Here is a 16,384-nt window from a genome sequence, read left to right on the forward strand (position 1 = left end):
TGGAGAAATCGATTTCCGACACCGTAGCCAGCCCCTGGGCAGAGGTCAACGGGTCCCGCCTGCCGGGATATTGTTCGACCTGCATCGAACAACGACGTAGGGTGGGCGGCATGCCTCTTGAGCACCGCCGGTCGGTCGTCGCGCTCGCGCTGATCGCCTCGTTCATGGTCTTCGTCGACAGCACGATCGTGAACGTCACCCTCGCCCAGCTCGCCACCCACCTGCACGCATCCCGCGCCGAGCTCGAGTGGTCGCTGAACGCCTACACCTTGTCGTTCGCCGCCCTGATGCTCGGCGCCGGGGCGATCGCCGACACCCTCGGCGCGAAGCGCGCGTTCCTCACCGGGCTGCTCGTCTTCACCCTCTCGTCCGCGGTCTGCGCGGCGGCCGGCTCGATGCTGATGCTGAACCTCGCCCGGCTCGTCCAGGGCGCGGGCTCCGCCCTCCTGCTGCCCAGTGCCCTCGTCCTCGCGACCGCGTCCGCGACCGACGAGCACGCACGCCACCGCCTGGTCAGCTGGTGGGCCGCGGCAGGCGGGGCCGGCATGGCAGCCGGTCCGCTGCTCGGCGGCGGTCTGGTCGCACTCGCGAACTGGCGAGCCGTCTTCGCGGTCAACGTGGTGATCGGCATCCCCGCCGCGATCTGGGCACTGCGCTCGATGCCGTCCGTCGAGCACCGAAGCCGGCGGCTCGACTTCGCCGGGATGGGTGCGGCGACCGCGTTCATCGGTGGGCTGGTGTTTGCGCTGATCGAGGCACCGGCACGCGGCTGGGATGACCCCGCGGTCCTCGGCGCGGCCGCGCTGACTGTCGCCGGCCTCGCCGCCTTCATCGTGATCGAACGTTCCGTCCGGGCACCGCTGCTCCCCCTCAAGCTGTACGCCGAACGCGGCTTCGCGACCGCCGCCCTTCAAGGCACGCTGCTCAATTTCGCCTTCTATGGCGTGCTGTTCTCGATGAGCCTGCTGCTCCAGCAAGGGCGTCATCTCAGCGCGCTGGTCACCGGCTTGCTGTTCCTGCCGCTGACCGGCCTGATCTCGATCGCCAACCTCGGCTCGGCGCCGCTCACCCGCCGCCTCGGCCGACCGGCCGTACTCGCGATCGGCCAGGCGGTCCTGACGCTAGCGCTGCTAGCACTCGCCTGGGCCAGTACGTCGTCCGCGGTGTGGCCGATGGTGCTCGCACTGATCCCGATCGGGTTCAGCTCGGGTCTGCTCGTCCCGACCATGACCGCCCAATCCATCGCCGCGGTCGAACCCGACCTGCACGGCGCCGCCTCGGCAGCCTTCAACACGTCCCGCCAGATCGGCGCAGCGATCGGCGTGGCGACGTTCGGCCCACTCCTCGGCCGCGCCCACAACCTCGCCGGCGGCTTCGTCACCTGCGCAATCGTCGCCGCCGCCGCGAGCATCGCGGGCCTTGCCGTCACCGCCTTCGGCCGCCGTACCCCGATCCTCGTCCCCTCGGCGGCCCGCGATTCGTGATCCGCCTCCGCGAGCCGGAGTGAACGGGGTTTCGGTCATGCGGGTAGCTTTCCTGGGGCAGGGGTGGTGCGGCTTGAAGAAATCGCTTGTCCGGGTTGCAATCGAACCGGGGCCGGACGCAACGAATCGGGTGGCTCGGAGCGTTCTTGTGGTGGAGAGGGGGGCGGGTGGCTGCACAGTCGAAGAGACGGCTGGGGACGACCGTGGCGCTCACGCTTGCCTGCGTCCTCGTCTGCGGCGTCGCGTTCGCCGGTGCCGTCTTCGTCCTGATGCCAGGCGCCCGGGACCGCGGTACGACGCCCGCCGCCACCGGATCACCGACGCCGTCGACGCCCAGCCCGCGCCCCACGCCCAAACCGAGCGTCCCTGACACGACCTCGAGCGAGGAGCCGCTGCCGGGCGTCGACACCCCGGCCACTCCCCCGCCGTCGACCCCGGTCGCGAACACCGGCACGTACGAGTGCCCCGGCTTCAGCGGCATCAACTCGAAGGTCCCGCTGCCGATGCTGATGAACGACACGTTCTCCTGGGGCGACGACCCGCCGTACAAGGTCGGCAACGGGAGCGGCGACATCAACTGGCGCTCCGACCCGTACAAGAAGCCGAGCTGGTACATGTGGCTGCACTCGCTGCGCTGGCTGGGCAACGGCATCACGGCCGGGCAGCGCGGTGATCGCAAGGCGCTGACGCACGTGATGGCGATCATCCACGACTGGGTGCAGGACAACCCGTACTCCTGGAAGGGCGACGTCGGTGCGTGGGAGGCGACGATGCACCGCACCAACGTGCTGCTGTGCGCCCGCCAAGCCGTCCTCACCGGGATGAAGGTCAGCTCACTGCCATCGCAGTACGCCTGGCTCGACAAAGCGCTCGTCGACCATGCGCAGTTCATGATCGTGAACTGGAGCGGGTCCTCGAACCACGGGACGGACGAGAGCATCGCGCTGTTCGGTGTCGGGTGCACGCTGAAGCGGCCGGAGCTGAAGACGCTGGCCGTGGACCGGCTGTCGCAGGCGATCACGAAGGCGATCGACACGCAGGGCTCCACGAACGAGCAGTCGGTCGGGTACGCGATGTTCAACTACCTGCTGTGGGGTCGCGCGACGACCGCCCTGCAGCGGTGCGGCTCGAGCCCAGGACCGGTGATCGCGCAGCGGCGGGCTGCGCTGTCGGAGTGGCTGGCGCTAGCGACCAAGTCGACGGGTGAGCTGCAGCAGGTCGGTGACGCCGTACGGCAGAAGCCGACCGGTGCGGCGGGGACCGCGCTCGACTACGTCGCGTCGCTCGGGAAGAAGGGGACGAGACCGTCCAAGCGAGTCGCGGTCTACGACGCCGGCTACGTCTTCGGCCGGACCGGGTGGGGCGAGACGCGGCCGTTCGCGCAGGAGTCGACGTACAGCATCCGGTACGGCGCCGCGCGGACGCTGCACGGTCATGACGACCACATGTCGATCACCTACTCGTCGCACGGCCGGGACGTGCTGATCGACCCGGGGCACTCCGGGTACCAGCTCGACAAATGGCAGGCGTGGTCGAAGAGCCAGGCCGCGCACAACGTGATGACCATCCCGTCGGCGGACACCGTGAGCGTGGCGACGCAGCTGGTCCGCGCGTCGATCACGCCGACGTGGGAGTCGTACTCGCTCGCTGATTCACCGGCGCCGGGCGTGACCCGGAAGCGCGACGTACTCGTACTCAAGGATCCCGACCTGATCATCACGCTCGACCGCGGCCAGGCGACCGACACCCAGCGGTACGAGACGCTCTGGCACCTCGCACCGGACCAGAAGGTGACGGTCCAGTCGCCCACGGCCGCAGTCGCTGCGAAACCCGGTGACAAGTCCAAGACCTACCTGCTGCAGATCCCGTACCAGCAACAGCCGGCCGCCGACGGCATCACCGTCGTCCAGGGCCAGCAGGACCCGGTCCAAGGCTGGTACTACCCCGACATCTTCCACCGCCAGTCGGCGCCGGTGGTCAAGTTCAACCGCAACGGGACGAGCGCGACCATCCTGTCCGCGATCGTCCCGGCAGGCTCGACCGAAACCGTCACCTACAAGACGCGAACCGTCAGCGGCATGTTCTTCGTCGACCTGACCGTCGGCACCCGCAAGACGACCGTCCGGGTCCAGCAGGACGGCCGCCTCGCCCGCATCAACTGACCCGCGCTGTCTCCGTCTTCGTGGCCTGTGCCTTCTTGGCCTCGCTGGCGAACGCCTCGCGGGGACTCTGGACCGAGGCGAGCGACACGATGTCGCGGCCGTAGAAGAGCGCCACCAGCCAGACCGCCAGCACGCGCATCTTCCGGTCCCACGTCGGGACCGCGAGCACGTGGTACCCGCGGTGCATCAGCCAGGCCAGCGGGCCCTTGATGACGATCCGCTTGTACTGGAAGATCCCGGTTCCGAGGCCGAGCGTCGCGATCACGCCCAGGCTGCTGTGCACGTAGTTCTTCGGCTCCCGCCCCCGCAGCGACCGCAGCAGGTTCTTCGCCAGCAGTTTCCCTTGCCGTACGGCGTTCTGCGCGTTCGGAACCGTGTACGCACCCTTCGTGGGCGCCGCCAGGTCGGGCACGGCCGCGTCGTCGCCGGCCGCCCACGCGTCCGGGATCACCTCGGTCTCGGTACCGATCCGCAGATCCGCCCGCACCTGGACCAGCCCGCGCTCGTTGTGCGGCAGGTCGGTGTGGTTGCGCAGCAGCCGGGTCGCGGCATTGCCCGCGGTCCAGACGATCAGCTCCGAGTCGAACTCCGCCCCGTCCGACAGCACCACGTGCCCGTCGTCGGCCGACTGCATGAAGGTGTTCAGGTGCACGACCGCGCCGCGCTTCTCGAGCATCTTCACGACCCAGTCGCCGGGCCGGTCGCTGACCTCCGGCAGGATCCGCCCGGTCGCCTCGACCAGGTGGAACGCGAGATCGTTCTCGGACAGCTCCGGGTACTTCTTCAGCAACGACCGCGCCAGCGACAGCAGCTCGGCGAACCCTTCGACACCGGAGAACCCGCCGCCGACGAACGTGACCGTCAGCAGCTTGCGCCGCCGCGGCCCCGGGTCCAGCACGGCCGCCTCGTCGAACGCGGTGAACAACCGGTCCCGGATCGCCACGGCTTCCTCGACGTGCTTCATCCCGATCGCCCGATCGGCCACCCCCGGTACGTCGAACGTCCGCGTGACCGCACCAGCGGTCACCGCGATCACGTCGTACGTCAGCTGGTAGTCCGGACCGTCCGCCGGGTGGATCGTCACGGTCTTGTCCGCGTGCGAGATGCCGGTGACCATGCCGGCCACGACCCGCGTGTGCTTCAGGTTCCGGCGCAGCGACACCGCCGCGTGCCGGGCCTCCACGGAACCGGCGACCACCTCGGGCAGAAACGGCTGGTACGTCATGTACGGCCGCGGGTCGACGACGATCACCTCGGCCTCACCGCGCCGCAGCTTCTTCTCCAGCCTCCACGCCGTGTAGAAACCGGCGTACCCGCCGCCCACCACCAAGATCCTGCGCACTGCACTCTCCGTCCGTCGACTTCTCACAGGTAAGACACCTCGGCCCGGCCGGATGTGACATTGCTGGACAGAACCTAGGAGCGGAGCTGTTTCCGGGACGTGATGCCCAGCTTGGCGAAGACTTTCCGCAGATGCCACTCGACAGTGTGCTGACTGAGGAACATCTGCGCACCGATCTCGGCATTGGTCAGCCCGGCACCGGCCAGCTCGGCGATGTGCGCCTCCTGCGCGGTCAACGAGTCCCGGCCGGAGCCCGTACGGGCGGACCGCTCGTCGAGCACCTCGCCGGTCGCCGCGAGCTCGCGCCCGGCACGCTCCGCGAACGCGGCCGCACCCGCCGCCGAGAACAGCTTGTACGCCGTCCGCAGCTGCCCGCGGGCGTCCTGACGACGGCCTTCCCGACGCAGCCATTCGCCGTACACCAGCTGCGTCCGCGCCAGATCCATCCGCATCCGCGTCCGGCCCAGCCGCTCGATCGCTTCGTGGTACGCCGCCTCCGCCGCGCCACCCGTCGCACGCAGACCGGTCGCCCGGGCCAGGATCCCGAGCCCCCAGTTCGATCCACTGGCCACCGCCTGTTTCCGCAGGCTGTCGTAGGCACCGTCCGCCGCGTCCGGACTGCCGGTGCGGGCCGCCGCCTCGATCAGCTCGGGCAACGCCCAGTTCGCCGCACCGAGCTCCGACGGATAGGCCGTGGCCTTCAGTCCCGCCTGCAACGCCAGCGGGTACTGCGCGAGTCCGTTCCACAGGAGAGCGTTCGCCATGTGCGCGAAGGTGACCGCGCCACCCTCGCCGCGAGACGAGGAGTCCTCGAGGCTGGTGGCGATCAGCGATGCTGCGTCCGGCAGCCCACGCCAGGCCGCCAGGCAGATCTCGCCGTAGGCCGCCAGCCCGGCACCGGTCGCGTCATGGATGGTCCGGCTCTCGGCCAGCAGCGCCGAGGCGTTGGCCAGCTCACCTGAGTACAGGGCCAGCATCACTCGATGGTGGAGAACGAGCGGCAACTGGTTCAGATCGCCCAGCTCGCGGGCGATCCGGAGATGCCGTGCCGTCAGTTGGTCCCAGCTCTCCTCGTCCCACAGGTTCACGGCCAGGACGGCCGACAGCCACATCCAGGTCAGATCCTCGTGATCGGTCGTCCCGTTCTCCGCCGAGAACGCACGCATCGCTTCGCGTGCCGGGTCCACCGCGGCTCGGACGCCGTCGGCGAACAGGGTCGTCACCGCGTCGTGCAGGACGTCACGCTTGCGTGGTTCCGCGAGCCGGGGCACTGCCTTGGCGGCGCGGGCGACGTACGCGATCCCCGTCTCCTGGCCGAAACGGCCGGCGAACTGGGCGGCGGCGAGCGCGTCCAGGTAGGTGTCGCGGGCCAGGCCGAGATCGAGCGGCTCGAGCCTCCGCGCGGCTTCGAGCAGCAGCGGTGGAGCCTCCGAGCTGTGGCCGGACGCGAACGTCAATTGGGCACGCATCAGGTTCACGCGGGCCTGGTGCAGACCGTTGACCGGCCCTTCCCCCGCGGTGTTCAGGAGACGCAACGCGGTCTCGAACGCACCCGCTGCCAGGCTCGCCCGGGCTGCGGACAGCGCACGGATCGCGCGCGTGGCCGGGTCCGGCGTCAGCTCGGTCGCGCGCTGGAGGAACGCCGACGAGGCCGCCATGCCGCCGCGGCGTTGCGCTCGGTCGGACGAGCTCACCAGTTCGGCGGCGACGTCCTCGTCGGGGCCGTCGGCACCCTGCGCCCGGTGCCAGGCGCGGCGATCGGGATCGAGCTCGGGGTCGATCGCCTCGGCGAGCGCCTGGTGGACGGCGCGCCGATCGGCCGGATCCGCGGCCCGGTACGTCGCCGACCGGACGAGCGGATGCCGGAACCGGACGTGAGCTGCGATATCGATCAACCCGGCCGCCTCGGCGGGCGCCGCCGTACTCATCGGCACGTCGAGCAGTCTCAGGGCGCGCACCAGCAGCGGTACGTCGCCGACGGGCTCCGCGGCCGCGGTCAGCAGCAGGCGCTGCGTGTCCGGCGGCAGCGCCTGAACGCGGCGGGCGAAGTTCTGCTCGATCTGACTCGCCAACGGCCGGGTGTCCGGCCGCTCGAACCCACCGGCCAGTTGCGCCGCGGTCAGTCCACGCGGCAGCTCCATCAACGCGAGCGGGTTGCCGCGCGTCTCGGCCACGATCCGGTCGCGGACATGACCGTCCAGCCGTCCCGGTACGACGGAGTCCAGCAGCGCGCCGGCGTACTCGTCGGCGAGACCGCCGATCGGCAACTCCGGGAACCCGCGCCACTCCGGCCCGGTCACCGGCTCGCGCAGTGAGAACACGACGCCGATGCGGTCGGCGAACAGCCGGCGCCCGACGAAGGTCAGCGTCTGGACCGACGCCTGGTCCAGCCATTGCGCGTCGTCGATGACACACAGCAGCGGCTCCCGATCGGAAGCCGCCGACAACAGACTCAACGTCGCCGCACCGATCAGGAACCGGTCCGGCGGTCCCCCGCCGCTCAACCCGAAGGCAACCTCGAGCGCCCCGCGCTGCGGACCCGGAAGCCGGCCGCTGAGGTCCAGCAACGGCAGGCACAACTGGTGCAGGCCGGCGAACGGCAGCTCCATCTCCGACTCGACCCCGGACGCGCGCGCGACCCGGCAGCCCTCGGCCCGGCCGACCAGGTATTCGAGCAGCGCCGACTTCCCGATCCCGGCCTCGCCACGGACGATCAGCACCTGCCCCGTACCGGAGCGCACACCGGCCACGACATGGTCCAGGCGTGCAGATTCCGCCCGTCGTCCGCGCAGCTCCGGCGCTGTGCTGGTCATCGCTCGCACCCCCTCGTCAGAGGCTACGTGGGAACGGCGATACGGGTACAGAACGCCGAGTACCGGAACTCCGGATCAGACCGCTTCCTGGGCCAGATCCTCTTGGGCCAGCCTGTCCCGTGCGCGCTTCACGAGTTGGCGCGCGTTCGGCGCACCGATCCGGAGCGTCTGCGCGATCTCGCGGTACGGGTAGTCGAAGCCTTCCCGCAGTACGTACGTCGCCCGCTCGGCCGGCGAGAGCCGATCCTGCAACAGCTGTACGGCGACCGCGAACGCCTCCCGGTTCTCGGCGTACACGTGCGGATCCGGACCCGGCGCCACCCGCTCGTCCGGAAACCACGGCCCGACCGCCGTCTCGTGCCGGCGCCGTGCCGACTGGACGAGGTTGATCGCGAGCCGCGACGCCACCGTCGCGAGGAACGCCTGCGGATCGGCGACCGCCGACCGGTCCGTCCGCTGCCAGCGCACCCAGACATCCTGGACCAGCTCCTCGGCCTCGTGCGGATTGCCGGTGATCCGGCACGCGATCCGGAACAACCGCGGCCGCGCCTGCAGGAATTCGTCCAACCCCGCCGTACTCACGATCCGGCCTCCTGACGCTGGGAACACGTCCAGCGTCGGCCGCCGACCACGGGATCCGCGCCCTGGAAACCCCGTGGTCGAGCCCGTGGTTCCGCCGGGTGAGACCGGACAGACAGGCTGGTTGTGACCGGGGAGACAGTCACAGAACGCCACGCTGCGGTGTCCTGGTTAATGAGTCCACCCAACACTCGCGAAGGAGAACAGATGAGCATCGCGGAGCAGCAGATCGCCACGTCGGTCCTGGTGATCGGGACCGGTGGTGCCGGGCTCCGGGCGGCGATCGAGCTGGCCGAACAGGGGGTCGACGTTCTTGCCCTCGGCAAACGCCCGCGCTCCGACGCGCACACCTCGCTGGCGGCCGGCGGCATCAACGCGGCGCTCGCCACCATGGACGCCCAGGACACCTGGCAGCAGCACGCGGCCGACACGCTCCAGGAGAGCTACCTGCTCGCGAACCCGGTCACCGTGCAGATCGTCGCCGAGGGCGCCGCGCGCGGGATCGAGGACCTCGAACGCTGGGGTATGCCGTTCGCACGCGAGGCCGACGGCCGGATCTCGCAGCGGTTCTTCGGCGCGCACACCTACCGCCGGACCGCGTTCGCCGGCGACTACACCGGTCTGGAGATCCAGCGCACGTTGGTCAACCGGGCGGTCCAGCTCGGCGTACCGATCCTGGACACGGTCTACGTGACCCGGATCCTGGTGAAGGACAACGCGGTCTTCGGCGCCTACGGTTTCGACCTGACGACCGGCCGCCGGTACGTGATCCACGCCGACGCGGTGATCCTGGCCGCGGGCGGTCACACCCGGATCTGGCGCCGTACGTCGTCCCGCCGTGACGAGAACACCGGCGACGCGTTCCGGCTCGCGGTCCTCGCGGGCGGGAAGCTCCGCGACCCCGAGCTCGTCCAGTTCCACCCGTCCGGCCTGATCGAGCCCGAGAACGCGGCGGGCACGCTCGTCTCCGAGGCGGCCCGCGGCGAGGGCGGTCAGCTGCGCAACGCACTCGGCGAGCGGTTCATGGCCCGGTACGACGCCGAGCGGATGGAGCTGTCCACCCGGGACCGGGTCGCGCTCGCGGAGTACACGGAGATCAAGGAAGGCCGCGGGACCCAGAACGGCGGCGTCTGGCTGGACGTGTCGCACCTCCCCCGCGAGACGATCATGCGGCGGCTGCCGCGGGTGTACCAGACGCTGCTCGAACTGCAGATGCTCGACATCACCAAGCAGCCGATCGAGATCGCGCCGACCGCGCACTACTCGATGGGCGGCGTATGGGTCCGCCCCGAGGACCACGGCACCGGCGTCGACGGGCTGTGGGCGATCGGCGAGGCCGCGAGCGGACTGCACGGCGCGAACCGGCTCGGCGGCAACTCGCTGATCGAGCTGCTGGTCTTCGGCCGGATCGTCGCCGAGGAAGCCGCGAAGTACTCGATCGGCCGCCAGGCCCAGCAGCGCTCGGCCGACGTCGTCGCCGAGGCGCGCGCGGAGATCGACCACCTGCTGACGAACGACGGGCCGGAGAACGTCCGCGCCCTGCAGCGTGCACTGCGCGACACGATGACGGCGCGCGCCGGCGTAGTCCGCGACGAGGACGGACTGCGGGCCGGGATCGCGGAGCTGACCGAGGTCGAGGAGCGGATCACGCAGGTCGGCGTACATCCGGACATCGCCGGCTTCCAGGACCTGGCCCACGCGTTCGACCTGAAGGCGTCGGCACTGGCCGCACGAGCGACCCTAGACGCGGCCCTGGTACGGCGGGAGACGCGCGGCTGCCACAACCGCTCGGACTACCCAGAACTCGACGAGTCACTACAGGTCAACCTCGTCTGGTCAGGCCCGAACGCCATCGAGAAGGAGCAGATCCCACCCATCCCCAAAGACCTACGCCACCTGATGCGCCACGTAGCAACCGACGGCAAACTCGTCGAGTGAGGAGCGCCTGACCTCACCGTTTGTGTGCTGACAGGAAGCTCCGGAGGAGGGAGAGAGGCGGCCAGCTGGTTCGGCCGCGGCGGGTGAGGGCGTGGGCGCGCATGCGGGGTTCGGGGGTGCGGAGGCGGCGGAGGGAGATGCCGGTGGTTTTCGGGTAGGAGGCGGGCATCAGGCCGACGCCGAGTCCGGCGGTGATCATGTCCTGGACGAGGGCGAGGCTGTCGGCTCGTTGGGTGATGCGGGGTTCGAAGCCGGCGAGGGCGGCGAGGGTGCGGACGACCTGTTCGTCGGCGAGGTGGCGGGAGTTCACGATCCAGTCGCTGGCGGCGAAGGCGGCGACGACGTCGACCGTCGTACCGCTGGTGCGGCGGGAGCGGGACGGGACGGCCAGGCCCCAACTGGATTCCCACAGCGGGGTCGCTTCGAGGGACGCGTCGAGGGTTGCGGGTGCGAGGTTGTAGTCGTAGATCAGCGCGAGGTCGACCTGGTCGCGCTCGAGCATCGCCAGCGCCTCGGGTGGTTCCTGTTCCTGGATCTCCAGCCGGACCGCGGGGCATTCCTGCCGCAGCCGATGGACGACTGGCAGGAGGGTGTCACTGATCGCGGTGTGGAAGGCGGCGACGCGGACGGTCCCGGCGGGTTCGGCCGACGGGTCGAGGTCGGCGCGGGCCGCTTCGTGGGCAGCCAGGATCTGTACGGCGTGACCCGCGAGCCGACGGCCCGCCGGGGTGAGCCGGACGCGGCGGCCGTCAGGCTCCAGCATTGGCGTGCCGACCTCTTTGGCGAGTGCGGCGATCTGCTGGGAGACGGTGGAGGTGGTGACGCCGAGGACCTCCGAGACGGCGTGCATCGAGCCGAGCCGGGACAGGGCGAGCAGGAGTTCGAGACGGCGTACATCCATTCACTGATCATGAACGATATGTCCGGGATTCTCACGTGGACGCGAACAGATTCGCGAGCTTGACTGGACGGTATGCGCACACGAGAGACAGGGATCGCCTTCGCGGTCCTGTCGATGACGATGGTCCAGCTGGGACTGGCTGCCTCGGTCGGGCTGTTCGACCGGGTCGGGCCGGAGGGCGCTGCCTGGCTGCGGCTGGTGTGCGCAGGGCTGATCGTGCTAGTGCTGTTCCGCCCGCGGCCGAGCTCGTTCGATCGCAACGCGTTGCTGGCCGCGGTAGGTCTCGGTGTCGCTACTGCGGGCGTGACCTTGCTGTTCATGGCCGCCGCGGCGCGCCTGCCACTCGGTACGGCGAGCGCACTCGAGTTCCTCGGTCCGCTGTCGGTCGCCGTACTGCGGAGTCGCGGGCGGCTGATCTGGCCGGCGTTGGCGTTCGCCGGCGTACTGCTCCTGACACAGCCGTGGCACGGGTCGGTCGACGGTCCCGGCGTACTGTTCGCGCTCGGTGCCGCAGTGTGCTGGGCGGCGTACATCGTCCTCACCCAGCGTGTGGGCAGCAACGTCACCGGTCTTCAGGGGATGGGCGTCTCGCTCCCTGTCGCCGCGGTCGTGGCCACCGTCGTCGCCGGTCCTGCCACGATCCCGGTCATGACCTGGGAGTTGGTCGTCATCGGCTTCGGTCTGGCGCTCCTGCTGCCGGTGATCCCGTTCAGCCTCGAGTACCTGGCACTGCGCCGCCTGGACGCCGGCGTCTTCGGCACGTTGATGAGCCTCGAACCGGCGCTGGCCCTGCTGATCGGCTGGCTACTGCTCGGCCAGTCCCCCACGCTGCTGCAGGCGTTCGGCATCGCGGGCGTGATCACCGCCGGCATCGGCGCAGAGAGAGCCGCAAGCCGCCGCAGCCGGTTGGTCCCGCTACTGTCAGAGTGACTGTCGACGGCAGTACCATCGGGTCACAATATGCAGGACAGTTAGCAATATCGGCGAGCACAAGGACGATTCATCGGATGAATCACGATCCAGCGACCGGCGGCCGGACGGGCGACTCGTCGCTGCTGCGCCGGCTGAACCTGGCCGCGGCCCGTGGCGCCTTCCTCGCCGCGGAGTCACTGACGCTGCGCGAACTCCGCGCGGTCGTCGGCGTCTCCCGGCCGACCGCCGAGGACCTGCTCGCCGAACTGCTCACCGAGGGCCGCGTCGAGGAAACCTCCGCACCGCGCACCGCCTCGTCGACCCGCGGCGCCGGGCGGCCGGCCCGGCACTTCCGGTTCCGCGCCGAGTCCGGGTACGTCGCCGGCCTGGACATCGGCGCGCACAAGGCGCTGGCGGTGGTGACCGACCTGCGCGGCACCACGCTCGCCACCCATCGCGTCGAACTCGACCCAGCGCTCGAGGCCCCTGACCGCGTCCGGGCCGCGATCGACGCCGCGCGGGCGAGCTGGGCGCAGGCGCGCATCGACCCGGCGGACATCACCGGCGTCGCCGTCGGGGTGACCGGTGCGCTCCGGGCCGCCGAGGGGGTGCACGACGTCCGCGAGGGGCCGGTCGGCTCGGGGCTGGCGCCGTACTCGCTGCCGGGGTTCACCGAGATCGATGTGGCGGGTGAACTGTCCGCAGGGCTGGGCAAACCGGTCGCGATCGCGAACGACGTGAAGCTGGCGGCGCTGGCCGAGCACTGGAAGGGCGCGGCGCGCGACCACCGCGACATCGTCTACATGTTCGCCGGGCATCGCGCGGGCGCCGGCGTACTGATCGACGGGCAGGTGCACCAGGGCCGGCACGGCGCGGCCGGCGAGATCGGGGTGTTCCCGGCGCTCGGATGGGCGCCGGCGATGGAGCGGCTGCATGCCCGAGGTGCGGCGCTCGCCGCCGCGGACGGTGTCGAGCGGGGGCGGGAGGGCGAGCTGGTGATCGCGTCGGCGGCCCGGCAGGATCCGGAGAGTCTCGAGGTGCTGATCGAGTTCGCCGAGGTGCTGGCCCGCGGCGCGGCGGTGCTCGCACTGGCCGTCGACCCCGAACTGATCGTGCTCGGCGGCGGCATGTCGCGCGGCGGAGCGATCATCGCCGAGCCGTTCCGGCGGGAGCTGGCCAAACTCAGCCTGGTCCCGATCGACGTGGTCAGCTCGACGATGGGCGCCGACTCGGTCGCCCTCGGCGCGGCCCGGATGGCGCTGGACGCCGTCATCGCGGAGCTCTTGGCGGTCCCGGGGTCTTGACCGCGGCGGTTCCGGCGATGAAAGATCGGATCTCTGAATAGGCAATCTGGTTGCCGTAATTCCGCCCAGCTGGAAGTGAGAGATCACCGATGGCCCTCCGGTCCCGTGCCGCCCTCCTGCTCCTCGCCCTGTTCTCGACCCTCCTCTCGGTGATCCCCGCCAAAGCCGAGGTGGAGAATCCGCGACAGCAATGGCTGCGCGACTCCACCGCCGGCCTGTTCCTGCACTGGGGCATGTTCACCGCACCCCGCCACACCGACTGCGCCGCCTGGGAACGGGACGTGACCGCCGGCGGGTGGAGCGCGGACTACTGGGTCGACGAGGCGCTCAAGCTGCATGCGTCGTACATCGTGCTCGCGACCTTCCACAGCCGGCTCGGGTACGCCCGGCCGTGGCCGTCGAAGATTCCCGGTAGTTGCGCCACGCAGCGAGATTTCCTCGGCGAACTGGTTGCCGCGGGCAAGGCCAAGGGCGTCCACGTGCTGCTCTACATGACCGACGACCCTCAGTGGCACAACGAGGTACCCGGCGTCGAGACGCTCGATTCGGCGGCGTACTCGGCGTACAAGGGTCAGCAGGTCGACCTGACCACGCGGCAGGGGTTCGGGATGTACAGCTACGACTTGTTCCACGAGGTGATGGACAACTACCCCGACCTGTCCGGGTTCTGGATCGACAACGACAACGAATACTGGGAGCAGCACGGACTGTACGAACAGATCCGGCAGCAACGGCCCTCGTGGTTGCTCAGCAACAACAACGAGGACACGCCGATCATGGACACGGTCAGCAACGAGCAGAAGACCGGCATCACCCCGGCGTACGACTACCCGCAGGCGACGTTCACGCCGATGCCGCGGCTGACCGAGGCCGACTACAAGCTGCCGACGACCGGCCAGTGGTGGTACGACGGCAGCGACAGCAAGGTCGACTACGGACTCAGCGTCGGACGGTACGTCGCGAACGCCGGATCGTCGATCAAGTCGTTGATGGCGGAGACCGCGATGGTGAACGGGAAGTTCCCGCCGCAGCAGGTTGCCTTCAACAACTTCATGGCCGAGTGGCTGCCGCCGATCTGGTCATCGCTGGACAGGACCAAAGGCGGCGGCTACATGTACGGCGGGATGCAGCCCGGATTCTGGAACGACGGGGCGCACGGTGTGATCACGCTCGACGGAAACACGCAGTACGTCCATGTGCTGACGAAGCCGGTGTCGCAGGACCTGGTGAGGTTGCGGGACAACGGGTATCGCGTCACCGGTGTCACGGACGTGCGGACCGGGAAGTCCTTCCGTTTCAACCAGTCGGGCGGGTATCTGAGCATTCTCGGCGTCACGGCGTGGGACACGTACGACACCGTATTCAAGGTGACGACCGACGGGCAGCTCGGCCTGTACCCGCAGTCGACGCTGAAGGCGACGGCGTCCTCCGCTGCCGCGGACCATCCGGCGGCCAACCTGGTCGACGGCGTGTATCCGACCTACTGGGATGCCGACGGGAAGTTCCCGGCGACGGTGACGGTGGATCTGGGCCGGCCGCGGCCGGCGACGTACCTGGCGGTGAATCAGACCGAGTGGTCCCCGACGCATGCGCGCGAGTCCTTCGGCCGGCCCGAGGACTCCGCCCGGATCCAGGACTACACGGTGTCGGTCAGCGTCGACGGGCGGCACTGGAAGCAGGTCCGCGCCGATGCGATGCCGAGCCGGCGCGGGGTCCAGTTCATCGACATCGGCAATCAGCTCGCGCGGTACGTGAAGCTGGAGGTCCTGAACACCTGGGCCGGCGCGCAGTCTCCCACCTACTTCGGGAAGCTGAAGATCGACGAGATCCGCATCGGGCACGCCTACCCGCAGGCGCTGCACAACCCGCTTCCGCTGGAAGCCGAGTCGGTGCGCGGGACACATGTGCGGCCGTGCGCGGCGTGTTCGGGATCCGCTGCGGTGGTCGACGGGGTGACCTACCGGAACGTCCGAGCGCCGGCCGACGGGACGTACGAACTGGAGCTGTACGGAACGCCGTCCGGGGACCGCACCTTCCGGGTCCGGGTCAACGGCGCCGCGCCGGTGCAGGCATCCCTCGACCCGGGCAACCCGGAGGTGCCCACGAGCATCGCAGTTCCGGTGCAACTCCGGGCCGGCGCCAACGTCGTACAGATCACGGGTGAGCCGGCCCTCGACCGCATCACAGTCGGTCCGCTGCCATCGGCGTCGTACGTCCCGAAGACCACGATGACAGTCCGACCGGCCGGCATCGTCTGGGTCGGTCCAGGTCAGCAGTCCGTCAGCGTCACCGCGAACCTCCGCCTGGACGAGGACGCGGTCGACAACGTCAAGCTGGCCCCCACTGTTCCGGCCGGCTGGACCGTCACCGGCGAACCCGTCACGGCCTCCCGACTCCGCCTGGGTCAGACGATCTCCGGCACCTGGACCCTCACCGGCTCCACCGCCGCGCAGGTCCCGATCGACGTCACGTTCGACACTGTTGGTCTCCCCCACAAGATCTCGAAGACCGTCCCGATCCAGCTCCGCCCGGCGGACCGCATCTTCATGCGCGAAGCCGAAAGCTCCCTGAACCAGATCGGATCGGCCGGCGTGACCAACTGCTCCGGCTGCTCAGGCGGCCAGAAGGTCCGCAACCTGGGCGGCTCCGACGACGCCCACGTCGTCTTCCCGGACGTCACGGTCCCCACGGCCGGCGACTACACCCTCTATCTCGACTACACCGTGAACGGCACCAAGTCCTACTTCGTCTCCACCAACGACGGTGCGCCGGCCGAAGTCTCGGTCACCGGCATCGGCAACACCACCGTCCAAACCGCCCAAATCCCCATCCACCTCACAACAGGCCCCAACACGATCCGCGTCTACAACACCGAGGACGCCGCCCCCGACCTGGACCGCATCTCCATCGGCTGAGCATCATCTTTGGGCACCCACCAACCGTTTCCGT

At 69.7% G+C, this 16,384-nt stretch carries 10 protein-coding genes; 6 read left to right on the forward strand and 4 right to left on the reverse strand.

Features of this window, described 5'->3' with window-relative positions; translation table 11 throughout:
* The first annotated feature begins 110 nt into the window (after positions 1-110).
* Together OHB24_RS36725 and OHB24_RS36730 are read left to right on the forward strand one after the other, a co-directional pair.
* Positions 111-1,484 (forward strand): MFS transporter, encoded by a 1,374-nt coding sequence (locus OHB24_RS36725; RefSeq protein WP_327635523.1) that lies wholly within the window; start codon positions 111-113, stop codon positions 1,482-1,484.
* A 167-nt stretch (positions 1,485-1,651) separates the two neighbouring features.
* Positions 1,652-3,646 carry a heparinase II/III domain-containing protein gene (locus tag OHB24_RS36730; RefSeq protein ID WP_327635524.1) on the forward strand — a complete coding sequence of 665 codons (1,995 nt, stop codon included), beginning with the start codon at positions 1,652-1,654 and terminating at the stop codon, positions 3,644-3,646.
* Here OHB24_RS36730 and OHB24_RS36735 read toward each other — a convergent pair.
* The 3 genes from OHB24_RS36735 to OHB24_RS36745 form a co-directional block, all read right to left on the reverse strand.
* Positions 3,639-4,988, reverse strand: a complete 1,350-nt coding sequence (locus tag OHB24_RS36735) for an NAD(P)/FAD-dependent oxidoreductase (RefSeq protein ID WP_327635525.1) — start codon at positions 4,986-4,988, stop codon at positions 3,639-3,641. The two genes, OHB24_RS36730 and OHB24_RS36735, sit on opposite strands and share 8 nt — an antisense overlap.
* A 74-nt stretch (positions 4,989-5,062) precedes the next feature.
* On the reverse strand, positions 5,063-7,801 hold the full coding sequence (locus OHB24_RS36740) for an ATP-binding protein (protein WP_327635526.1): 2,739 nt from the start codon (positions 7,799-7,801) through the stop codon (positions 5,063-5,065).
* A 75-nt stretch (positions 7,802-7,876) separates the two neighbouring features.
* Positions 7,877-8,383: a sigma-70 family RNA polymerase sigma factor gene (locus OHB24_RS36745; protein WP_327635527.1), complete on the reverse strand. Its 507-nt coding sequence runs from the start codon at positions 8,381-8,383 to the stop codon at positions 7,877-7,879.
* A gap of 204 nt (positions 8,384-8,587) precedes the next feature.
* Here OHB24_RS36745 and OHB24_RS36750 point away from each other — a divergent pair, with 204 nt between their 5' ends.
* Positions 8,588-10,318 (forward strand): L-aspartate oxidase, encoded by a 1,731-nt coding sequence (locus OHB24_RS36750; protein ID WP_327635528.1) that lies wholly within the window; start codon positions 8,588-8,590, stop codon positions 10,316-10,318.
* Positions 10,319-10,331: 13 nt separating this feature from the next.
* On the opposite strand, the gene OHB24_RS36755 is transcribed toward OHB24_RS36750, so the two are convergent.
* On the reverse strand, positions 10,332-11,219 hold the full coding sequence (locus tag OHB24_RS36755) for a LysR family transcriptional regulator (RefSeq protein ID WP_327635529.1): 888 nt from the start codon (positions 11,217-11,219) through the stop codon (positions 10,332-10,334).
* A 72-nt stretch (positions 11,220-11,291) separates the two neighbouring features.
* On the opposite strand from OHB24_RS36755, the gene OHB24_RS36760 reads away from it, so the two are divergent.
* The 3 genes from OHB24_RS36760 to OHB24_RS36770 all read left to right on the forward strand — a co-directional run bounded on the left by OHB24_RS36760 (position 11,292) and on the right by OHB24_RS36770 (position 16,350).
* The gene (locus OHB24_RS36760; protein ID WP_327635530.1) at positions 11,292-12,149 is read left to right on the forward strand and encodes an EamA family transporter; all 858 of its coding nucleotides are present in this window, start codon (positions 11,292-11,294) and stop codon (positions 12,147-12,149) included.
* Between the two features lie 77 nt (positions 12,150-12,226).
* Positions 12,227-13,435, forward strand: a complete 1,209-nt coding sequence (locus tag OHB24_RS36765) for an ROK family protein (RefSeq protein WP_327635531.1) — start codon at positions 12,227-12,229, stop codon at positions 13,433-13,435.
* Positions 13,436-13,524: 89 nt separating this feature from the next.
* Positions 13,525-16,350 (forward strand): discoidin domain-containing protein, encoded by a 2,826-nt coding sequence (locus OHB24_RS36770; protein WP_327635532.1) that lies wholly within the window; start codon positions 13,525-13,527, stop codon positions 16,348-16,350.
* Positions 16,351-16,384 lie beyond the last annotated feature (34 nt).

It is taken from the genome of Kribbella sp. NBC_00482, from assembly GCF_036013725.1.
GTDB lineage: Bacteria > Actinomycetota > Actinomycetes > Propionibacteriales > Kribbellaceae > Kribbella.